Genomic DNA, 21523 nt, shown 5'->3' on the forward strand with positions numbered 1-21523 from the left:
AGACGCAATCATCACCGGCAATCGCACCGCTGCAAGTAGAACGTGATCAATACGGCTACTGGACGCACCCGGCATACAACGATTTCTGCGATGGTCGTGAGCATATTCCAACCGCTGAATTTAATGCATGGATGGATGCTAACGGGCTGGAGTGGACAGTCGTTTACCGCGATGAGGAAGATATTGATCCGGTTGTCGATGGTTACGACATTTCGAAATGGCAACCAGAAGCGCCTGCTGGGGATGGATGGTTTGTTGGTTCCATTCACGATACGGAAGATGGTGCGGTTTGCATCTGGCTTCGCAATAAATCCGCGCCATCGCCTGAAGCTGCTGCTATCGCCCGGCAGTTTGAACAGGTGAAAGGTAACGCAGGAGAAGATAAATGATTCATTTTCATGGCGGGCCGATAACCCCGGACACCTGCGCTCTGAAAGCGTGGAAATCCCGCCATGCATTTATCAGTTTTGCTAACCCCGGACAGTTAGTGCTGGCTAGCGAGGTTTGCCAGTCTTTTGCACTCGACAACGGGGCCTTTAGCTTTTGGACAAAGAAACGCGTCGTCGACTGGAACCAGTATTATGCGTTTGTCCAACGCTGGGCTAACCACCCACGTTTTGCTTTTGCCGTTATACCGGATGTGATTGGCGGCAGCAGTGAAGAAAACGATGCGCTTATCGTTGAGTGGCCACATGGGAAATTCGTCGGCGCGCCGGTATGGCACATGAACGAACCGGATGAGCGATTTATCAGACTATGCAATGAGTTCCCGCGCGTATGCATCGGCAGCATGGGTGAATACGACGCAAAGCGCCCGCGTCGTTGTGTTGCACTTCTGCGCGATTTAATTCGACATGTCGTTGATGAGAACGGCTATCCCATTTGCAAGTTGCACGGCCTTCGCATGCTAAATGCCGATATTTTTCGGCATATACCGCTTTCGTCGGCTGACAGCACCAACGTCGCGCGGAACATTGGCATCGATAAAGCCTGGCAAAAATCAGCTTACGCGCCGGCAAGCAAAGAGACGAGGGCCGCGGTGCTGGTTGAACGCATCGAATCAATCAACAGCGCCAGCTCTCTGAACTATAACGCCGACCGCGACCGCTTTACGCCACAGTTAGCGTTCGAGATTTAAGGAGTGTTTAGTATGCCCTGCAAACTGAAGCAACGCCGTCTGAGGCGTATACGCGAGGATATGCTCTGGTGGCGCGCTGAGGCAATGGACTGCAAAGCGCGTCTGCTGGAACTGGCAAAACTACTGGAAGAAGCCAGGCACCAGCGCGTTCCGATGCCGGTGCTGGTTACCGCCAGGATAATTAAACAGATGGCTCCGGCCACCAGCGAGCCTGAAATTTGTTTGAAGTGTAACGACGGCGCCAGGCTTGGCTGCTCGTCATGTGCGTACCGATTGAAATAGCCGGTTGCAGCCGGTAGTGGAGATATGACCATGGCCAAGTTGATGAAGGCGAGCCAGTGGGGCAAACGCGAGTTTGAACATGGCTCGGTACCAGATAACAGAACGATTAAGCGCTGGGTTGAAGATGGCCTCTTGAAGGGACGTGTCGTGGACGGAATGGTCTGGGTATGCTCTTCCGAACAATGGGGTGTAGATTCGATGATCAGTGAGCGCGTTCGCACGTTAATGCTAGAGGATTAACATGGCCGCAAGACCTCGCAAAAGGGAAAACAGAAACCTTCCGGATCACCTGTATTTTGAAAAATCATCAGGTCAATATCGTTTTACTCTGATTACCGGGAAGAGAAAGCACCTTGGAACTGATCGCGTAATGGCTATAGCGATCGCCAGAGAATATAACAACCGACTCCGCCCGGAGTCAGTACCATCAATTGAAATCCTTGTAAGAGAATCCGGCGGAATAAATGGAGAGGCGCGCCCTTTTGCTGAATATGCACAGAAGCTTTTAGATCGCGCTATTAATGATGAGAAACCAGGAGGTGATACGTTATCAGTTTGGCTAAATGATATTGAGAGGGTTAAAGATTATTTCAGAGATATTTATGCCTGTGATATCGAACTTGAGCATGTTAATGGATATATCAGGAAATATCATTCTGAGGCATCGGCAAATGTTCAAAACAGAAAAGTCAGCTTCTTGAAAAAATTATTCAGCTATGCAGTCGATGAATCGTTAATGATGGATAACCCTGCTGAGCGTAAAAAAATGCGCCGGGTTGAATCGAAGGTACGTCGCCGACTATCGCTTAAAGACTATCTCAAAATTCACCAAGCCGCGCCACGGTGGTTGCAGACTGCAATGGATCTTGCACTGCAAACAACGCATGCACGACTAGAGGTTTCCCGGATCAGGTATTCAATTAAACAACCCAGCGAGGGTGTGTGCGGCTGCGTATGGTTTGCTGAGCCGCAGGGAGATATTTTGGGCACGCTCTACATCCATCGCCAGAAAGTACAACATAAAGAAGCTTCTCACGTTGCGATCCCCATCGGGCCAGTATTGAAGGATATTATCGAGCGTAGCCGGGATAACGTTGCCAGTCCGTATGTGGTTCACCGGCTTCCACTTAAGCGGAGTAATCCCACCAGCAAGGAAGTACGCCACCCGTCACAGGTTGCGCCGGACTACCTCAGCCGTTCGTTCTCAGCATTAAGGGATCAGGTCGGTGTGGCCGCAACTTTGCCAGAGAAACAGCGCCCTACTTTTCACGAGATCAGGGCTCTGTCTGCATTTCTGTTCAATAAGCAGGGGATTGATCCACAAGGCAGGATGGCACACAGCGATGCGAAGTCGACAAAGATTTATACCGAGAATCATATCGATTGGGTCATGGTACCACATGGAGAAATTAACAAAAATAAAGCCTCATAGCGAGGCTTTGATGACTAAAAACTAAGAGGCTTTAGGTTTGCTAATGTCAACCCATTTCGCAATCAATTTTTCAGCTGTTTTTATGGAGGTTTTAGAATCGTTGGCTGTAACTGTCGCATTTAACCGATAGTCAGAAATGATTCGCTGATCTTTTAATGCTTGTAAAGCCATGCCCAAACCTGTTAATTCAAGCTTGCTATAAGGCTCATTCCCTTTCCAAGAAGCTGTCATCAAATAATCAATAAGCCCCTGATGATTATCTTTAGGGCCATACTTAATGAATGGAAGGATATGATGATAGGCACCATAATAAGCTCTAGCCACAGCATTGCGATAGCCTATTTCATCGTTTCTGGTAACACAGTCTTTAGCAAACTCAAGAAAATCTGAACTACTGACCGGCATCAGCATCCTCCTCAATATTGCCTTTAAACCAAACGCTAAATTTTTTACCGACCAAATTATCGTTTTCTGCTAAGGAGAAAGCGATATCCAAATTCATATCAGACAATATATCAATGTCATCGCTGTTAACAAACATTATATATGAAGATGTTTGTTCCTCTGGGACGGAGAAAAATTCTAAAACTCTTGGTTTGACATGATATGCATCCATCACGTCAACAACACGATTAGCCAGATCTTTATAATCCTCGTCAGTGATCCCAACAGTTTGTTTAAACTCGGTAGTATCTTTCAATGCTGAGGCTGCGATCCTAGACATCTTTTCGCCCTCACTCTCATCTACAATCGAGATGAATTTATTCGCAAAATACAAGGCCTTATCAATATCTCCCATGAAAAGATTAGTTTCCCAAGCATGTCCTATCATGGTTCGCGAGCCGTATTGAGGCACTAATCGATTAACTAAATCCCGTGTTTCTCTAAATGTACCGTAGTCGTTGAGATAGACGACGTAGTTTTGAGCAAAAATGTCACTATTCTGCTTTAATGATGCTTCAAAAAAATCAATAGCAATATCTTTTCTGCCGTACACGCCGTTCGCTAGTGCTTTGAGATAGTCTTCCGAGACTCTATCCTTTAATTTTTCTATGTCCTTGATATAACGATAAAATTCCATTTCAGTTATGGAAGATTTAGCCTGTAGCAGATCGATTAATTCGCTACCTATTTCGTTAGCTTTAAGTTCAGCCTGCGGCATGAAAGTTCCTTCGAGTGAGAAGACACAGTTGCTTTAACTAGAGCAATCTTGATTTGTTAGATTAGAGTACATGACAGTATGTGCAATAGCCAGACTGAAAAGTGCTATGTACTCAATTGTCAATGTAAATAATTTAAAAATGCTGATTTTTTCACACCACCTCCAATTTTATACTTACTTTTGTTGATAACATTGTTGACAAGAAAAAGTTATACACAAAAGTTAATCTTTGAAGCCTTTTAGATATGCTGACAGGAAGTAGCTATTAACGAACCTTCCCTGCTTACTCTTAAAAAAATGACTTTGATAAAAAAGGTAAAACTGGGGGTTAAGTCATTGAAGTATATAGCGCGGATTTTGCTAAAAATGCACTGTTTGTATATACATACAAACAACTCGCAAAGCCAGATGAAGCAAGGGTTTGCCGGGTGTTAAGCCGTTGTCATGGGGTGTCAGGGGTCGGAGGTTCAAATCCTCTCGTGCCGACCAAATTACAATATGGTGTGGTTCGTTTCAGACCATAGACCTCGATAAAAACCGCATTCACACTGTGTTTGCGGTTTTTTTTCATTCATAGCAGTTCAGTCTGATACATTTACAGCCATGTATTTTAGTTATCCGTTTTGTTATACATCTACGATATAGCAATGAGCTGTAGTGCGTCGTTTCAAAGAGACCGGCCTCACGGCAGACATCTTTCACTGTTCATCCGGCTTCAACCATCCTGGACACAGTGATGATCTAATGCTCAGTAAAACGGGCTTTACGCATGGCGAGCGCCTTCGTTGGCAGAATGAGTATGCAGGAAGCTTTCTGAAAATGAATGGGTCAATTATGCCGGGTACTCACACTAAGACCCTGTATAGCACAAACCCTGCGTTTTTGTAGGCCCGCAATTGACTCTGGTCTATGGTCTAATTCCTTGCCAATAATACATCTTGAAAAGTATTACCGTTTTTATAATACCTAAAAGTTAAAAAGAAGCTGGCCATAAGCCAGCTTCTTTTCAGATAGTTACCGCATGCATAACGGTCAATGCTTATCCAGGTTAATAATATTATCAAACAGGGATAACGTTTTAACGTCATGGGTAGATAATACAATCGTTTTATCACTGGTCATTAAAGAGTCTAATGCCAGCATAGCACTTTTTTCATCGAGATTAGCGGTCGGCTCATCGAGCAAAATAATAGATTTAGATGAAAGTAATGCCCTGCAAAGCATCAATCGTTGTAATTGACCGGAAGAGAGAACGGGATTACCTGGCGATATTTTAGTGTACAACCCTGCAGGCAAAGATGTAATCACCTCCAATAAACCAAATTTCCTCAACATTTCGCGGCAATCACGTTCATTAGCCTCTCCACCACTATACCAGACGATATTATCATAAATCGTGCCGTTAAAGACGATAGAGCCTTGTGGAAGATAATACACATTGGAATAAAACAGATGCAGGTCATCTTTATTTATTTTTTGACCATCTATAATGAAATCACCGTTTCCTGGCTTATATAATCCAGCCAATAATTTCAATAAAGTGCTTTTCCCGGCACCGGAAGTTCCTATTACAGCGGTCCTGGAATGCAACGGTATTTCAATAGTTAAATTTTTAATAATTGCACTATCGGGTCCATAACCAAATTGTAGATTCTGGACACAAACTGATTCTTTAATTGTATAATTCTGACGAGTAATGTCGATTTCTTTGTAAGATAACATATCTTTTAATCGCTCATCAGAGACCTTTTGCAGTTTCTGTGCAACGCAACATTGATAGAATTGATTGATGCTATCCATCGCAATCCGTCTGAAAAACCAAAAGGCAATCACATTTCCGTAAGATATATGTAATTCACTTATGCTATAGAATGAGATCCATAAAAACAACATTGAATCAATGTTACTCAGAAATGAAAATATTGCATTCTGTCTAATATCAGTTGAGCTAACCTTTTTGTATCGATGAAACAACACTTCAAGTAAATGATTATACCTTCCAAGAATGCCAGTGCTTAGCTCACCAGACCTGATAGCCTGGATTCCATTTATTGTTTCAAGATTAAATGTTTCAATATCCGAAACACTTTCCTCAAAGCTTTTTGCAAATGACTTTTTGATACCTGCAAAGTAATAACTAACGCAACCAAAAATTGCCATAGTTCCGATTGAAAGGACCGACAAAACAACATTTAGCCATAACATTATACATAGAGTTATAATTGTTATAGTCAGTGCCTTATATTTATCATTAAGTATTTTTTCCCTGTTCAGAATAGCCATTCCAATGGAATTAATCCGCTGATTAATATCAGCAGAAGATCGTCTTTCAAAGTAAGAAATATCTTTCTTCAATAACCGCTTAAACAATGAAGGCTTATATTTTGTTGCTGCATTTATCGCTGCGTTCAAACCATATTTGTTACTAATGTATTGCAGGAATGATATAAGACAAAACAGCAGAATCATTCCCATAAACATAATATTGATCTGTTCATCTACAAAGAAATTTTGATCTTTCGATATAAATGAGAACAGCATCGGCATAATCAAAGAAAAGAGCGACAAAAATATTGCCAGTAGACATCTTTTCATGATCCCCGGGAAAGAGAGTTTTTCTAGCCACCCACTTTCACTTCTAATTTTACCCGAGCTTTTTTTATCCTTATATAATGATTCATCAAGGATCAAGCCAAACCCCGTTGCCGATAATTCAAGTTCTTCGGCCGAGATCATTAGCCTGCCAGTAGCAGGGTTTAAAACCTGAAAGAAGGCACCGTGATGACTATATACATAAACATAATGATTTCCGCCATAATGCAATATACATGGAACGGGTAAATATTGAATGCTACTAACATCAAATTTAACCGGTAAGGCCTCATACCCGTATGATTTAAGTATAGTAACTAATAAATCGAGGGACGTACCATCACCGCCACCCCATTTATCACGTAAGTCAGTTAATGTAGTATTTTCACCTAAGGTATTGAGCATCATGCAAGCACATGCAAGCCCACACTCGGATATTTCTCCTTGATAAACCATTTCAGGAGAAGAATAATATTTCTCTTTCATAATATTAAATAAAACCTAAAAATTATAACTATAGAAGGATGTGTAGTGCCACAAAGTCCATTCATTGTTATATCTGCAGATACCCTGCTCAACTAACTCAGGCATTTTCTTTTCGATCTTGCGATGGTCAACGCAATCTAAAATATCTATATTTAAATTATTTTTATCATCCAGCTTGATACAGTAAAATAACGTCGACTGTTTTAGCAGGCGGCTAAAAACAGGAAGACCAGAGTGCAACTCACAGCTTCGCTCCAGCAATCTAACTGGAAACGTTTTCATTTTTTTCTTTGTAAGCCTGGTTGTACATTCCGGAAGTGCATCAGGAAAGATAACAAGTTTTTTTTGATTCTCTACCAGAGAAAAAATAATATCCTGCAAACTATTGCCTTCATTACCCTCCATTGCTTCAGGGTTGAATTGTTCAATAGAGATACCCTGCGAGTTATTATTTTGCTTTTCATGGAGACTTTGCATTGAATTGTGCACAGAGACAACGACCACCGGCTTTCCCGTAACCCGCGCGGCAATCACCGTCTGTAAAATATCCGAGACGGTGTGCAATGGCGCAAATATCAGATGAGAAGATATATTATTTTCATCAATATAGCTCCTTATTTTTCCTGCACAGGCTTCCAACTGCTCCAGCAGTTGTTTATTCTCATTAACCAGCGCATTCTTTAATATTTTTTGTCGCATCACACAAAAAAAATGGGTTGTGGTGCTTTGCAAACCAAGAACGTTGTAATGCGTTTGCCTGAAACTATTATTCAGGCCATGACTCTTACCAAATAGAAAACAATATTTCTCCGAAATATAGAGTAAAAATCGGTAATCTATATATTTAAAAAATAAAGCTATCAGCTTACTTTTTATTGTTCTAAAAATGGTTATTTTCTTGTAATAAACACGAACATAACCTGACAATAACAAACTAAGAAATTCAAAGCCTGGCATCACGCTCTCAACTGGTCTGTATTTGTGAATTATACCTGAATGTTAAGCGGTCATTCCGCCATCAAGCACAATTGTTTGGCCTGTCATATATTGACAAGGTTCACTAATCATAAATCGTGCAACCTTTGCCACCTCTTCCACAGAGCCAAACCGGCGCAGCGGGATTTGCGAACGTAATTTTTTCAAGGCATCTGGCGATAAGTTGTGCGTCATATCACTGTCTATGACCCCCGGAGCCAGGCAGTTAACGCGAATACCAAATCGAGCAACTTCAAGTGCCAGTGACCGGGCCAGCCCAAAATGAGCCGCTTTGCTTGCACCATAAGCCGTTTGACCAATATTGCCTTTTATTCCCGTTACCGAACTCACAAGCAAAATGACACCATCGCCATTCGCCATCATTTCAGGCAGGAGATACTGATTCCAATAAAAAATGGCATTGAGATTTGTATCAATCACATTCCGCCATTGTTCAATCGATTGACGAATATGCAGTTCATCCTGAGTGACCCCGGCATTATGTATGACGGCTTTAGGCGGCCCATATCGATTTAACAAATCCTTCGCGACCGTTTCCACCTGCACAACATCACAGTTATCGCAAACCACATGCTCAATGAAGGTCTTACTGGACTGATTATTTTCATCCGGGCTGGATTTTGTCGACCGAGAAGTGAATACAATATTATTGTCACTCCGTAATTCATTGACAATGGCTGAACCAATCCCGCGATTTCCACCTGTAACAAGGATCCATGAGTCACTCATTATTAATCACCTGAAATGCTAAGCTGATAAAACGGATGTACAAAACTCTTTAAGAGTAATGTCATTTGATTTCATTGCTGCTTCGAAATTTATAGTTATATTAAATTGCTTTTTAACCATTACCATCAGTTCTACATAGTCCAGGCTATCTAAACCTAATTCTGAAATAGTCGTTTGCTCGTTTATCTCTTCTAAAGGAAGATCTTTTGCATCGGCAATAGTGCTTGCAATAGCGTTATAAAGTTCTGTGTACATATTCATTTCCCCTGTGAGTTAATGGCAACTTTCAGTGTCACCGACATTTGCATGAGTGTATTTTCTTTTTCTTTTGCCGCCACCTGAACTTGAATTAACCAGCCGTAATCTGCATCACCGGTTATCAATGGCCTTGCAATAGAGAGACACAAACCTTCAATTTTTTGTCCCTCTCTGTAAAACAAGGAAGAATGGCAATAGAAATCATAATGCGTTTGTAATACGTGTTCCTGCGACAACAGCGCTGATAGCGAATGCACGGGAGTACATTTATTTAAAAAATCGGCAGGAAATAAATCCTTAGCCCTGAATAGTTCTCTGAACATTACTGAGGACAAAAAAACAGCATAATTTTTTTCTATGTCAGCAGGCCACAGTGCAACAACCTCATCCTGATATTCCTTCGACAAAACCCTTTCAGCAATAACATCGTTGATGGTTGGATAATTTGCCTGAGAAATAGTGCCGCGAATATGTGTGATACCGGTTGAGGAATCAATCAATTTGAAGGTTGTCTTTGTTTCTCCATCATTGTGGCGTAAAGAGTACGTCGTGCCACACGATACCGGTTTTTCAAATTTGGCTGAGAACTTTACCGGAGCAGAATGTGTTGCGCTAAAAATACCGGAATGATTAATCAGCTCATTTTGTACATCTGCCAGTACACGCATGCCATGCGCAACCAATGCTGTTTGATTCAGTTTAGCGACAGCAAGTAGATCAAAGTGTATCGGGTTGTAATCACCAGAAAAATTGGCCCAATGCTTTGCGTGAAAGCCATCATATGTCATGTCTGTCATAACGAGCGACCTATGACCAGAGCAGCATTTGTCCCCCCGAACCCAAAACTGAGATTCAGTACATTATCTACAACAGTCTGACGATGCTGGTTTGGAATGAAATCAAGATCACATTCTGGATCGGGGCGGTTCAGATTACGTGTTGCCGGCAGGATATTGTTTTCCAGCACCTTCAGACAGACAATGCTTTCGAAGCTACCTGCTGCAGCAATCAGATGCCCGCTGTATGATTTTGTACTCGAAACGGGGATCTCATATGCATACCGCCCGAAGACATCTTTAATAGACTGTGTTTCATTGAGATCGTTGAGCATGGTTGATGTTCCATGCGCATTTATATAACCAATTTCATTAGCGCTTAGCCCCGAATCAGCTAACGCTTTCTTGATAGTAGAAACGCGTGAAAGCTTATCCTGTGCAGGAGCGGTAAAATCAACTCCATCGGAAAAATTCCCGTATCCTTTAATTTCACCGAGTATGGTCGCCCCTCTTGCCAGCGCTGATTCGCGCTCCTCCAGACACAGGATAGCCGCGCCTTCAGATAAAACGAACCCCGAGCGGTCAAGACTGAATGGGCAAGAGGCTTTTTGGATATCATGTTGTTCATGCGTTAACGCCTGAAGCACATCAATCATCCACACCGATGCATTTGATGTCAGTGATTCACTTCCACCGGCAAGCATCATGGTCATGTGCCCATTTTTAATTAATTCATAAGCCTCGCCAATAGCCATGCTCCCCGTGGCACATGCTGCTATCGGGGTATTTTGATACCCCCTCAATCCCCACATGATGCTGCAGGCGGCCGTTGCGACGCTTGGCATTGCATGAAAGCAGCTAAACGGCGAGCCAACACCAACAAGTTTATAATCATCATAATTATGGTAGGCGTCATCAATTCCCCCCCAGCCGGTGCCGACAATCGTGCCGCATTTCAGAGGGTCGTAGATATCGGCAGGTAGAGACTGGTTAAATGCCATTGCAACAGCTTCCTGCGCAGCCGCAAGACCAAGCCGTGCAAAACGAGGTAATTTCCGTCGAATAGAAGCAGGAACCCCCGTTAACTTAGGTTCATGCGCAATCAAGCCATAAAATTTCGAGTTAATACTCGCATCCGTTTTATCAACGTACTGATAGCCTGTTTGGTAATCCACAATAGATTTCCAGCTTTCTTCCGCTGAGCTTCCCAACGGCGTAATCGCACCGTAGCCGGTGATAACAACGCGTCTATGTTCCATTTTAACTTTTTACCTTGCTGTTAAATTCACCACCACCGATTGATAATAAAAACTTCATCGTAGAAGTTAGATAATCGTACTGACAATCGGCGTATGAAATTTTCTGGTTAAGAACATTGTCCTGAGAGTCCAGTAAGGTCTGAAGCGATATATAACCAGACCTGTACTTGACTGTATTTATTCGCATCAGATTCTGAGAAATTGAGAGTGTCTTTTTTTGCATCTCAAGACCATATTCGGCTTTTTTTCTGGCATCTAAAGCGTTCTCTACTTCAGATAATGCATTGAGCACGACTTTTCTGAAGTCATTAACTGATAACGCGACAGCAATCTTTTCTTTTTCTAATTCAAAACTCAACTTTCTCCACTGAAGCGGTGGGAAAGCGGCCGAGATAGATTGTAATAAGGTTTGCTCGCTAAACCATTGTGTGAAAATAGTGCTCCCCGCCCCGATCGTCGCGCCCAGTGAGATAGAGGGAAAGAAGTTAATCTTAGCCAGATCATAACCGGTAATTGCTATTTTTATTCTGGATTCCGCGGCGCGTATATCCGGGCGCAGCGATATTATGTCCACCGATTTAAACAACGGCAGTTTGATATCCTGGTATTCACCAAGTCCTTTTTTTTCTTTCGGACGATCAATACTGTTTTTGTTATAGACAATGGCCATGGCGTTACGCTCATTTTCCCTTTGGCTAATAACATTCCGCAGTTGTAACTCGCTTGAATAAATAGCTTGCTTTGCTAATAAGACATCAGATCTCGCGCCTGCTCCGCTTTTATATTTAGCATTAACGACCAGATATGTAGACCTGGCGATCTCAAGCCGTTGTTTGTAAAACTCAATTTGTTCATTGAATTTAGCAATATTCCAGTAACTTTTGGCAATTGAATCAATGATAACCAACACAGTGTTTTGCAAATCTTCTTCACTGGCATCAATGTTCCATTTACCCTGCTCTCTCGTCCTCGCTAACTTGCCCCATAAATCAAGCTCATAGCTCATTGACAAAGAAGAGCTGTAACTCTCTGTTGAAGGAGTACCTTGCAATAAAGTGCGGTTATTACTTGCACTCGCTGACATATTAAAATCAGGAAAAAGATTCGTATTTATTTCGCCTGAATCCAGCTTGCTTTTTAACAGATTCAACGCGGCCGCATGCAAATCGTTGTTATTCCTCAGCGTATCATTAATGATCGATGATAACAGGGGGTCATTGAATACACTCCACCATGCTTCATTGGTGACAGCATTTTTATAACCTGTTTTCTCGCTTTGCCCCGCCGTTGGAAATTTTATCTCTGGCGTATGATATTCAGTTTTCAACATACTGCCGCAACCTGTGCATAATAAGCAAAGCAAAAATAATGATGTTTGTCTGAACTTCATTTGTAACCTAATGCTTTAGCAGGCGTATAAGATGATGCTTTCTTCGCCGGAACGTAACCGAATACGATGCCGATGAAACATGAAAACGCACAGGCAATAACAATCGGTGTTATTGTCAAAACCATGTCAAATTGGTTCGTCACTAGAGGGAATATAATTCTGGCTAAACTCGTTAAAGCCACGCCGACGGCTCCCCCTAAAAAACAGATAAATACAGACTCGATTAAAAATTGCCTTTTAATATCAGCAGGACTCGCGCCGACAGAAAGACGAATGCCAATTTCATGAATGCGCTCGGTCACTGAAACAAACATAATGTTCATAACGCCCACTCCACCAACCAACAGCGAGATGGTTGAAATAGCTACCGTGAGCAGTTTCATTGAGGTAGAAACATTCTCGATCATTTCTGCCACGGACTCATTCGTGACGGTAAAGAAGTCCTTTTTACCGTGTGAAAACGTGAGCGCTTGCTCTATTTTCTCTCTTATAAGCTCAACCTGAGCCGGATCTTTGGCCCGAACCTGGATGGCTTCAAAAGGTATCAGACCCGTAATCCGGTTTATGTACGAGGTCCAGGGTATCCAGGCTTTTAATGTCGTCTTTTCCGATGCCGTCGAGATATCTTTGATCACCCCGACCACCTCAAATGGGTAGCCGGAAATCTGCAAATATTTTCCTACCGCTTCATTCGAGGAACCGAATGCGGTTTCTGCAAGCCTTGAGTCAATAACGGCAACAGCATCACTGGCGGTTATATTGTCAGTTTCAAACAAATGGCCAGCTAACACTTTATCGGCATCGAAGTATTCCTTACTGATACCGGTAAGCGCAGCGTCAATATCACTATCACCACTATTTATCGTCGCTGTTGATGTTATCACCGGTGAAATTTTACTTTCCGGTAATAGCTCGGTAAGCATATCAACATCATCTTTTTCAAGAAGCTTATTGCCGGGATCTGGCATTGACTTCCAGCTGGTGCCTGGCCTGATTTCAATGGTGTTGGTGGCTAATAAATTCATTTCTTTCATAACACGATGGTGTGCGCCTTCGCTTATGGCAATAGACATAAGCACTGCAAAAACCCCAATAATGACACCCAGCATTGACAGAAACGCTCGTATCCGGTGGCCGTTCAGTGCTCTAAACGCAGTTCTGAATGCTTCGACTATCCCAAACATCATGCCAAGCGGATCCTTTTCAAGTACCCTGGTGCATGCTGCCTGGAGGTCACTGGTTGATACGCTGCTTTCGTCTTTCACGATCCGGCCATCATTCATGTGTATGATTCGGTCGGCCTGTGACGCAATATTGCTATCATGCGTAACAAGGATAATCGTTTTGCCCTTTCGGTTAAGCGTCTTGAATATGTCCATAACCTGGCACCCCGTCACACTATCCAGAGCACCCGTCGGTTCATCTGCCAGAATAATGTCGGCATCATTCATTAGCGCTCTGGCAATGCTGACGCGCTGCTGCTGTCCACCAGAAAGTTGGTTTGGGTTAAAATCAACGCGATCGCTTAAGCCGACCGACTCAAGTATTTTTTCCGCACGTTCATTTCTATTTTTATAGTTTTTTGAGGTGTATTGTGCGGGTAAAGCGACATTCTCTTTCGCGGTTAAGTAAGGCAAAAGATTGTATTTCTGGAATACAAAACCAATATATTTATTTCGTAACTCAGCAACTGAGTCTGCTGTTAACACCGATACGTCAATGCCGTAGAATGACATCTGCCCAGCGCTAATATCATCTAAGCAGCCAATGGTATTCATCAGCGTGGTTTTACCCGAGCCTGATGGCCCGACGATAGCGATAAACTCGCCTTTTATAATGGTTAGCGATACGCCTTTCAGTGCAGAAACGATTTCTCCACCACTCTCATATCGTTTATAAACGTCTGATAAAATAATATATTCATCGGTGCGGCTCATTTAGTCGCCACCCTTTATTATAATATCGCCTATTTCTAATCCTTTAACGATCTCAGTAATTTTCGCGTTCTTAATCCCGGTTTGTACGCGTCTTTTTTCTATTTTATTATTGTGAAGTACATTGACGATATAATGATCTTTGCTAACCATTTCACCCAGGTAGTTTGTCGGAACGGCTTTAACGTTTTTTTTCTCTTCAACAACTAAATAAACCTGTACCGACATAGCTGGCTTTAAAACATGCTGATCATTTACTACGTCAAAACTTCCATTGTAATAGGTAGCTGTTTTCTTACTCCCGGCAGAATCACCTGAACTGCTCTTCATATCGTAAAGCATTTCTTCTGGTATTTGCTGTATCCTGTTTAGCATCCCTTTATAACGGGTGTCAGGAGAAGCCGTGACAGTAAACCATAAAGGCATACCAACCCTGGTTTTCAAAATATCCATTTCTGATATTTTGATATTTACAGTCATGATATCCAGATTAGCCACCACCAGAATTGTCGGCGCACTCTGTGATGAAACAATAGTCTGCCCTTCCTGCGTTAATATACCCAAGACGACGCCATCTATGGGCGACGTAATGCGCGTGTACGCTAAGTTTGCCTGAGCAGTATTTAACTTGACTCTGGCCTGAGCTATTTGAATTTCATTTATATCTAGCTGTTCTTTATCACTTTCATATTTTGTTTTCGCCGTCTCGAGGTCGCTCAGCGTTGTGGCGTCATCCAGTGACATTTTCTTTTGTCGGTTATAATCGCTCTTAGACTGTTTAAGCGACAGTAACGTGATCTTTTTTTGCGCTAATGCATTATCCAGCTCAGATTTAGCACTATCGACATCATTTTGTGCAAGCGTCGGATCGATCTCAGCCAGCAACTGGCCTTTTTTAACTGCATCACCTTCCTTCACATGCAGCTTATTGAGCCGTCCATTAACCTGCGCCCCGACACTAACTTGCTCGTTAGGTTTTAGAACGCCGGTCGTGGTAATCAGTCGATCGATATCAGAGTAGGTGACGTGAGAACTTTCTTTCTTCGTATTTTCAGTAACGTCACTTTCCGAAAGAAATACGCTATTAACCGCATATACAGCAGGAACTATAGCTACTAATAAAGTCAGAAAAAAAGGTTTTATCTTCACACTGATGACCATTATAAAAGGCCAGAAACTGGCCTTTGTTTTAATTTTACTGCTTAATTAATATTGTGAATTACTTCTCGTCACAACGTTTTTCCAAACCATTTTTACCTGATTCACGACGGAACCAGCCATACACGCCGTTAGGACGGTTATCAACAAAATAACATTCACCGTATGGGCCAACCATTCCGCCCACAACTGCTTTACTTTCTTTGGATTCTAATACTGTTGCTTTAAACATTTTAATTCCCTTGTGTAATAGTGCTTCAATTATTTGCAAATCGTTCATTTCTGAACAGGATGAAATATATCGCATTACCCCAGGATCTTTTAATCAATAAAAAATCAAAAGCATCTTTAAAAATTTAAAGCGCTTTTTTGAAACTTTTAAATTTTTTTTGAAGTTTTTAAAACCCTTTTTGAAGCTTTAATGCGCTTATTTGAAGTTTTTAAAGCGCTTTTTGAAGTTTCAGTGTGTTTACTTGAAGGTTTTAAAACGCTTTTTGAAGTTTTAGTACGTTTATTTGAAGGTTTTAAAGTGCTTTTTGAAAATTATAAAGCATTCGTGAAAGGTATAAGTGCTGTTTTTTTAAACATTTCTTTGCACGTCATTGTAAATGTAGCAATTATGTGAAGCAGCTGATAATGAGGTGCTATCATGCAGTCGATGATTATATAGGTTTTGCCGTAGCCGCCGTTTCAATCGCGCACTTAATCGATACTGAAAATCTGGAAAAGAGGTTAGGTAACGTGCTGAAGGCTCCGCCTCATATTGAATAACTGCCCGATAAGGACAGTTGCCACCAGGCCGATGCAACACGCACGTTCGCCAGTTCCCTTGGGGTTTGTAGTGTGAGCAACGCCAGGACGCAACCCGCAAAGTAACGGGGTCGCAGAACCGTTCGTGAAGACATTCAAACGAAATCACGTCAACGTAAATGACTTACCGGATGCGGTATACGTGATGAAAGCTGTTATATGAAAGGGATTTCCAGTAAAAAATCTGTCAATGGAGAGGCTCACAGCTTTGATGAAATTATATAAATCATAATGTTGTATTAATATATTTAATCCTCTCGTACCGCCCCAAAAACCCATAAGAAACCAATCCATTGCGGTTGATTTTGTTATGTCTGCGCTATGCGCAAGAGAACAAACAGCCCGAGATAGATGCCCTCCCCCATCATTGGTGATAGTGATACTGCGGCCAACAAAAACTCACTAATCCATCAGCGGGGGAGTGTAATAAAAACCGTAACGCATTCGTCACGGTTTTTATGTTGCAGTAAAAACGATTACAGCGCGATATCCGCAACCTGCTCGCCGTCATTGTGCGGCTGTGTTGTCGGTTTTTGCACCGGTGGCGTGATATCTGCTACCAGCGACTCGTCGCATTTCAGGCCGAGGATCTCGCTGGTGTAGCGCAGTTCCTTGTCTGCGGCTTCAATATTGCCATTCAGCTCGGTGCCGAAAGAAGGAATAATCTCTTTCAGTTTTGCCTGCCAGGCATCAGAAGCAAAACGCTCAGCGAACACTTTCTCCATCAACTCCAGCATGATTGGCGCTGCGGTCGAGGCACCCGGTGACGCGCCAAGCAGCGCGGCAATGGTGCCCTCTTTATCGCTCACGACTTCGGTTCCGAGGCGCAACACGCCGCCCTTGCCCGGCTCGCGCTTAATAATCTGCACGCGCTGGCCCGCCTGCCACAAACGCCAGTCCTCTTTCTGCGCCAGCGGATAGTACTCGCGCAGCGCATCGAAGCGGTCGTCCTCATTTTGCAGCACCTGGTTAACCAGATATTTCACCAGGCTGAAGTTGGTCATCCCCACGGTCAGCATCGGCAGAATGTTCGACGAGTTAGTCGAACGCAGCAGATCCCACAGAGAACCATTTTTCAGAAAACGCGTCGAAAACGTAGCGAATGGTCCAAACAGCAGCACGCGTTTGCCATCGATAATGCGCGTATCAATATGCGGTACCGACATGGGCGGCGCGCCCACGGTGGCCTGGCCGTAGACTTTCGCCAGATGGTGATTGACCACTGCCGGGTTTTCCGCCACGAGGAACTGCCCGCCAACCGGGAAGCCCGCATAGTCTGCCGCTTCCGGAATACCGGATGCCTGCAACAGCTTCAGCGCTGCACCACCGGCGCCAATAAAAATAAACTTCGCCTTGATGATCTGCTCCGCTCCAGTTTGCAGGTTATGCAGCGTCACATTCCAGCTATTGTCGGCATTGCGTTTGAGGCCGCGCACTTCAGTGCCTAGCTGCAAAGCGAAGTTCTCTTTTTTCTGCAACGAACCAATCATCTGGCGCGTCAGTTCGCCAAAGTTCACATCGGTGCCGATTTCGGTACGCGTGGCGGCAATTTTTTGCCCGGCATCACGCCCTTCCATCACCAGCGGCGCCCACTGTTTGATCTGTTCGGCATCTTCGGAATAACGCATACCGCGGAACAGGGAACATTGCTGCAGCGCTTTGTAGCGCGCGCGCAGGAAGTTCACATTGTCGTCGCCCCAGACGAGGCTCATATGCGGCACGGTATTGATAAATGAACGCGGTTCGCGCAATACGCCGGTTTTCACCTGATGCGCCCAGAACTGGCGAGAAATACGAAATGCTTCGTTGATTTCAATCGCTTTTTTAATACTGACAGAGCCGTCCGCGCTGCGTGGGGTGTAATTCAGTTCCATTAAGGCGGCATGCCCGGTACCGGCATTGTTCCAGCCGTTCGAGCTCTCTTCCGCCAGGGCATCCAGCCGTTCCACCATGGTAATCGACCAGGTGGGTTCGAGATCCTGCAACCAGGTTCCCAACGTGGCGCTCATGATCCCACCACCGATTAAAAGCACATCTGTTTCCTGCTCTTTCGATGCGGACGTTTTTGCTGCTTTTGAGACAGCATTAAGCCCGACAGCCATCGAAAACAGCCTGGCAGTCATTTTTTTCATGATGATATTGCCTTACTTTTAGTGCTGCTTTATTCGCATTTATTGAGGGTAAAGTAGTTAGCACCCCTAACGTAGCACTTAAAAAGTGAGATTTAAATAATGTTTAAACATTAAATATTCATTGTATTAATGTTACTAATAAGTTGATTTTTTGCATTATATTTAACACTTATTGCTGGTCACTCTGCTCGGAAATCTGCTATCATCCCCCGCTTTGCCGAACGCAGTGATACCGTTTGTCACTGCTTTTCTGGCATCCCACCTGCGAATCTTTATGACTGAAAAATCAACCCATTCTGTATTGCGCGTAAGCCATCTTCTGCGCTCACCACAGCTTTTTACCCGTGAAGTTCTGGCAGGCGTAATCACCGCGCTGGCACTCATCCCGGAAGTTATCTCATTTTCTGTTATTGCAGGTGTTGACCCGAAAGTAAGCCTGATAGTCTCAGTAGTGCTGTGTTTTAGCATGTCTTTGCTCGGCGGGCGTCCGGCAATGGTCACGGCGGCGGCGGGATCAGTCGCGTTGGTTATCGGTCCGATGGTTCATCAAAACGGTGTGGAATACATCCTGCCGGCAGTTTTACTCGCGGGTGTGATGCAGATTATTTTCGGTCTGAGCGGAATGTCGCGGCTGATGCGCTTTATCCCACAAGCTGTAATGACCGGCTTTGTTAATGCGCTGGGGATATTGATTTTCTGCGCTCAGGTGCCGCATTTCTGGCATAAAGATCCCCTGATTCTGGCGCTGTTTACACTGACCATACTGATTGTGCTGTGGCTCCCGCGCTGGGTAAAAAGCATTCCTGCGCCGCTGGTGGCGATTGCGCTGTTCACCGCGTTCACCGTTTTTAGCGGTCAGTTGCTGCCCACCGTGGGGGATGAAGGTTCAATGCAGGGCGGTTTGCCTGGCCTGACGCAATGGCTGGTACCATTGAACCTGCATACGTTGAGCATTGTCTGGCCGTGTGCGCTGAGCATCGCGTTTGTCGGCTTGATAGAGTCGCTGCTGACCGCAAAATTGGTCGACGATCTGACACATTCGCCATCGAATAAAAGCCGGGAAAGCACCGGGCTTGGGATCGCGAACATTCTGGCTGGCTTCTACGGCGGGATTGCCGGGTGCGCCATGATCGGCCAGACCATTGTCAATGTGGAAATGGGCAAAGGCCGCACGCGTATCTCGACCCTTGCTGCTGCGCTGGTGCTGTTACTGCTGGTAACGGCATTAAGCGACGTGATGGCGAAAATCCCGATGGTGGTACTGGCCGGAATTATGGCGATTGTCGCGTTCAAAACCTTTAACTGGAGCAGTGTGCAACCCGCGGCGCTGACGCAAGCGCCAGTTATCGAAACGCTGGTAATGCTGGTCACCGTGGTTGCCACCGTCAGCACCGGTAATCTGGCTATCGGCGTTGTTGCCGGGCTGGTTACGCTGGCGATTACGCCAGCCGCGCTGCGGGAAAAGAGCCTTTCTACAGCAAAAAAATCGTCGCCAGCCCAAGAAAAATAAAGAAGCCGCCAGTATCGGTAATAGCGGTGATCATCACGCTGGAGCCGACCGCCGGGTCGCGCCCCAGCCGGGTCATCACCATCGGGATTAATACCCCCATTATCGCCGCCATCAGCAGGTTCAGCACCATTGCCAGCGTCATCACGCCGCCCAGCGCCGCATCGTCATACAGCCACCAGGTGACACCGCCCATAATCCCGCCCCACACCAGACCGTTAATCAGCGCTACGCCCATTTCACGCAGTATAAGAAAGGTAAAGTTGCCCGGCTGTATGTTCTGCAATGCTAACGCGCGAACAATCATGGTAATGGTTTGATTACCGGTATTGCCGCCAATACCAGCGACAATCGGCATCAGCGACGCCAGCGCCACCAGTTGCGAGATAGTGTGTTCAAAACCATCAATGACGCGTGATGCGATAAAGGCGGTACACAGGTTGGTTGCCAGCCATACCCAGCGGTTTTTCACCGCTTTACTTACCGGCGCGAAAACATCTTCCTCGGTACTTAAGCCCCCCATCTGGCGCATATCGTTGTCGGTCTCTTCGTACACCACATCAACGATCTCATCGATGGTCAAACGGCCCATCAGCATGCCGTTTTCATCGACTACCGCCGCGCTGAGCAAGTTATCACGCTCAAAAGTACGCGCCACTTTTTCCGCTTCGTCTTCAGGGGAGAAGGTCACCGGATCGGCATCCATCACCTCGCTCACCCGCCGTCCGGCGGCGTTAAGCAGGATAGTCTGCAGACCAAGTTCGCCCATCAGCCGGTTATCACGCCCGATAACAAACAGTTTATCGGTGTTCTCCGGCATTTTACCGAGACGTCGCAAATAGCGCTGGACGGCCGCCAGCGTGACTTCTGAGCGTACGGTGATAACTTCAAACGCCATAATTGCGCCGACGCAATTTTTGCCATAACGCATGACCTGCCGCATGCGGGCGCGCTCTGTCGGCGGCAACGTAGCCATCAGCCGTCCGGTGAGGTTACGCGGCAGATGCTGCACCAGCCAGATTTGCTCATCAATATCCAGCGTTTCGAGCGCATCCAGCAGCGCGCGGTCGCTCATCTCATCGATCAGGTCATCCCAGACGTTTTCGGACGCTTCAAGCAGCACTTTGCCGCGCTTATCATCATCGATGAGCCGCCATAACGCGTGACGTTCAACCACCGGCAGCGCTTCGAGGGTGTCAGCCAAATCCGGTGGCGGCAGGTGCGAAACCAGCACTTTCACTTCGGCGAGATCGTGCTCAAGCTCGGCACTGTCGACCTGCTCGACCAGCGTGATTTCGCCAAGCAGCGCGGCGGTGAGCGGTTTATGGGTGGTGAGCAGCCAAATCAGCCGCGCACGCTCTTCATCGCGCAGTTTGACGCTGTTTTTTTTGATAACTGGCATTGGCCGGTCCCTGAATGTGGCAAAGCGCTCCGAAGCCAGAGCAGAGTAGCCTTAAGCATAGCGGCAGGTTTTGTAAAAAA

The 21523-nt window shown here is 44.8% G+C and carries 20 protein-coding genes and 1 pseudogene; 7 read left to right on the top strand and 14 right to left on the bottom strand.

Annotation, left to right across the window (positions count from 1 at the left end; all coding sequences use genetic code 11):
- Window positions 1–20: 20 nt before the first annotated feature.
- The 5 genes and pseudogenes from H650_RS06190 to H650_RS06210 form a co-directional block, all read left to right on the top strand.
- Window positions 21–308: pseudogene (locus tag H650_RS06190) on the top strand (hypothetical protein); the annotation flags it as partial.
- Between the two features lie 77 nt (window positions 309–385).
- Complete coding sequence (locus H650_RS06195) at window positions 386–1138, top strand: hypothetical protein (protein ID WP_020454472.1); 753 nt, start codon at window positions 386–388, stop codon at window positions 1136–1138.
- A 60-nt stretch (window positions 1139–1198) separates the two neighbouring features.
- A complete protein-coding gene (locus H650_RS06200; RefSeq protein WP_238328379.1) occupies window positions 1199–1420 on the top strand; it encodes a hypothetical protein in 222 nt (73 codons plus the stop codon).
- A 30-nt stretch (window positions 1421–1450) separates the two neighbouring features.
- A complete protein-coding gene (locus H650_RS06205) occupies window positions 1451–1660 on the top strand; it encodes a hypothetical protein (RefSeq protein WP_020454474.1) in 210 nt (69 codons plus the stop codon).
- 1 nt (window position 1661) lies between these two features.
- Window positions 1662–2852 carry a phage integrase Arm DNA-binding domain-containing protein gene (locus tag H650_RS06210; protein ID WP_020454475.1) on the top strand — a complete coding sequence of 397 codons (1191 nt, stop codon included), beginning with the start codon at window positions 1662–1664 and terminating at the stop codon, window positions 2850–2852.
- A 21-nt stretch (window positions 2853–2873) separates the two neighbouring features.
- Here the strand turns inward: H650_RS06210 and H650_RS06215 are convergent, their stop codons facing one another.
- From H650_RS06215 to H650_RS25660, 12 genes are all read right to left on the bottom strand, one after another.
- Window positions 2874–3257: a hypothetical protein gene (locus H650_RS06215; protein WP_020454476.1), complete on the bottom strand. Its 384-nt coding sequence runs from the start codon at window positions 3255–3257 to the stop codon at window positions 2874–2876.
- Complete coding sequence (locus tag H650_RS06220) at window positions 3244–4014, bottom strand: hypothetical protein (RefSeq protein WP_020454477.1); 771 nt, start codon at window positions 4012–4014, stop codon at window positions 3244–3246. The genes H650_RS06215 and H650_RS06220 overlap by 14 nt, the downstream gene beginning before the upstream one ends.
- Window positions 4015–5046: 1032 nt before the next feature.
- Window positions 5047–7092, bottom strand: coding sequence for a peptidase domain-containing ABC transporter (locus H650_RS06225; RefSeq protein ID WP_110093600.1), 2046 nt, complete (start codon window positions 7090–7092; stop codon window positions 5047–5049).
- 15 nt (window positions 7093–7107) lie between these two features.
- Window positions 7108–8049 (bottom strand): hypothetical protein, encoded by a 942-nt coding sequence (locus H650_RS06230; RefSeq protein WP_020454479.1) that lies wholly within the window; start codon window positions 8047–8049, stop codon window positions 7108–7110.
- Window positions 8050–8091: 42 nt separating this feature from the next.
- Window positions 8092–8817 carry an SDR family oxidoreductase gene (locus H650_RS06235; RefSeq protein WP_020454480.1) on the bottom strand — a complete coding sequence of 242 codons (726 nt, stop codon included), beginning with the start codon at window positions 8815–8817 and terminating at the stop codon, window positions 8092–8094.
- 18 nt (window positions 8818–8835) lie between these two features.
- Window positions 8836–9072 carry an acyl carrier protein gene (locus tag H650_RS06240; RefSeq protein ID WP_238328380.1) on the bottom strand — a complete coding sequence of 79 codons (237 nt, stop codon included), beginning with the start codon at window positions 9070–9072 and terminating at the stop codon, window positions 8836–8838.
- Window positions 9073–9074: 2 nt separating this feature from the next.
- Window positions 9075–9872, bottom strand: a complete 798-nt coding sequence (locus H650_RS06245; protein ID WP_020454482.1) for a MaoC/PaaZ C-terminal domain-containing protein — start codon at window positions 9870–9872, stop codon at window positions 9075–9077.
- Entirely contained in the window at window positions 9869–11110 is a 1242-nt protein-coding gene (locus H650_RS06250; RefSeq protein WP_020454483.1) for a beta-ketoacyl-[acyl-carrier-protein] synthase family protein, read from the bottom strand. Before H650_RS06250 ends, H650_RS06245 begins: the two co-directional genes overlap by 4 nt.
- A gap of 1 nt (window position 11111) precedes the next feature.
- Window positions 11112–12500, bottom strand: coding sequence for an efflux transporter outer membrane subunit (locus H650_RS06255; RefSeq protein ID WP_044489427.1), 1389 nt, complete (start codon window positions 12498–12500; stop codon window positions 11112–11114).
- Complete coding sequence (locus tag H650_RS06260; RefSeq protein WP_020454485.1) at window positions 12497–14437, bottom strand: MacB family efflux pump subunit; 1941 nt, start codon at window positions 14435–14437, stop codon at window positions 12497–12499. The genes H650_RS06255 and H650_RS06260 overlap by 4 nt, the downstream gene beginning before the upstream one ends.
- Window positions 14438–15595, bottom strand: a complete 1158-nt coding sequence (locus tag H650_RS06265; protein WP_020454486.1) for an efflux RND transporter periplasmic adaptor subunit — start codon at window positions 15593–15595, stop codon at window positions 14438–14440.
- A gap of 58 nt (window positions 15596–15653) precedes the next feature.
- Window positions 15654–15824, bottom strand: a complete 171-nt coding sequence (locus tag H650_RS25660) for a hypothetical protein (protein WP_020454487.1) — start codon at window positions 15822–15824, stop codon at window positions 15654–15656.
- Window positions 15825–16013: 189 nt separating this feature from the next.
- Between H650_RS25660 and H650_RS06270 the strand changes: the two genes are divergently transcribed.
- Window positions 16014–16217, top strand: coding sequence for a hypothetical protein (locus H650_RS06270; RefSeq protein WP_020454488.1), 204 nt, complete (start codon window positions 16014–16016; stop codon window positions 16215–16217).
- A 661-nt stretch (window positions 16218–16878) separates the two neighbouring features.
- Here H650_RS06270 and mqo read toward each other — a convergent pair.
- The gene (gene mqo, locus H650_RS06275; protein WP_020454489.1) at window positions 16879–18534 is read right to left on the bottom strand and encodes a malate dehydrogenase (quinone); all 1656 of its coding nucleotides are present in this window, start codon (window positions 18532–18534) and stop codon (window positions 16879–16881) included.
- 274 nt (window positions 18535–18808) lie between these two features.
- On the opposite strand from mqo, the gene H650_RS06280 reads away from it, so the two are divergent.
- On the top strand, window positions 18809–20044 hold the full coding sequence (locus tag H650_RS06280; protein WP_020454490.1) for a SulP family inorganic anion transporter: 1236 nt from the start codon (window positions 18809–18811) through the stop codon (window positions 20042–20044).
- On the opposite strand, the gene mgtE is transcribed toward H650_RS06280, so the two are convergent.
- A complete protein-coding gene (gene mgtE, locus H650_RS06285) occupies window positions 20007–21443 on the bottom strand; it encodes a magnesium transporter (protein WP_020454491.1) in 1437 nt (478 codons plus the stop codon). The genes H650_RS06280 and mgtE overlap by 38 nt on opposite strands.
- Window positions 21444–21523 lie beyond the last annotated feature (80 nt).

Source organism: Enterobacter sp. R4-368 (assembly GCF_000410515.1).
Classification (GTDB): domain Bacteria; phylum Pseudomonadota; class Gammaproteobacteria; order Enterobacterales; family Enterobacteriaceae; genus Kosakonia.

Coding starts and splice junctions, on each gene's coding strand:
- H650_RS06195 (WP_020454472.1), top strand. CDS start 386: ATGATTCATTTTCATGGCGGGCCGATAACCCCGGACACCTGCGCTCTG.
- H650_RS06200 (WP_238328379.1), top strand. CDS start 1,199: ATGCTCTGGTGGCGCGCTGAGGCAATGGACTGCAAAGCGCGTCTGCTG.
- H650_RS06205 (WP_020454474.1), top strand. CDS start 1,451: ATGGCCAAGTTGATGAAGGCGAGCCAGTGGGGCAAACGCGAGTTTGAA.
- H650_RS06210 (WP_020454475.1), top strand. CDS start 1,662: ATGGCCGCAAGACCTCGCAAAAGGGAAAACAGAAACCTTCCGGATCAC.
- H650_RS06215 (WP_020454476.1), bottom strand. CDS start 3,257: ATGCCGGTCAGTAGTTCAGATTTTCTTGAGTTTGCTAAAGACTGTGTT.
- H650_RS06220 (WP_020454477.1), bottom strand. CDS start 4,014: ATGCCGCAGGCTGAACTTAAAGCTAACGAAATAGGTAGCGAATTAATC.
- H650_RS06225 (WP_110093600.1), bottom strand. CDS start 7,092: ATGAAAGAGAAATATTATTCTTCTCCTGAAATGGTTTATCAAGGAGAA.
- H650_RS06230 (WP_020454479.1), bottom strand. CDS start 8,049: ATGCCAGGCTTTGAATTTCTTAGTTTGTTATTGTCAGGTTATGTTCGT.
- H650_RS06235 (WP_020454480.1), bottom strand. CDS start 8,817: ATGAGTGACTCATGGATCCTTGTTACAGGTGGAAATCGCGGGATTGGT.
- H650_RS06240 (WP_238328380.1), bottom strand. CDS start 9,072: ATGTACACAGAACTTTATAACGCTATTGCAAGCACTATTGCCGATGCA.
- H650_RS06245 (WP_020454482.1), bottom strand. CDS start 9,872: ATGACAGACATGACATATGATGGCTTTCACGCAAAGCATTGGGCCAAT.
- H650_RS06250 (WP_020454483.1), bottom strand. CDS start 11,110: ATGGAACATAGACGCGTTGTTATCACCGGCTACGGTGCGATTACGCCG.
- H650_RS06255 (WP_044489427.1), bottom strand. CDS start 12,500: ATGAAGTTCAGACAAACATCATTATTTTTGCTTTGCTTATTATGCACA.
- H650_RS06260 (WP_020454485.1), bottom strand. CDS start 14,437: ATGAGCCGCACCGATGAATATATTATTTTATCAGACGTTTATAAACGA.
- H650_RS06265 (WP_020454486.1), bottom strand. CDS start 15,595: ATGGTCATCAGTGTGAAGATAAAACCTTTTTTTCTGACTTTATTAGTA.
- H650_RS25660 (WP_020454487.1), bottom strand. CDS start 15,824: ATGTTTAAAGCAACAGTATTAGAATCCAAAGAAAGTAAAGCAGTTGTG.
- H650_RS06270 (WP_020454488.1), top strand. CDS start 16,014: ATGCGCTTATTTGAAGTTTTTAAAGCGCTTTTTGAAGTTTCAGTGTGT.
- mqo (WP_020454489.1), bottom strand. CDS start 18,534: ATGAAAAAAATGACTGCCAGGCTGTTTTCGATGGCTGTCGGGCTTAAT.
- H650_RS06280 (WP_020454490.1), top strand. CDS start 18,809: ATGACTGAAAAATCAACCCATTCTGTATTGCGCGTAAGCCATCTTCTG.
- mgtE (WP_020454491.1), bottom strand. CDS start 21,443: ATGCCAGTTATCAAAAAAAACAGCGTCAAACTGCGCGATGAAGAGCGT.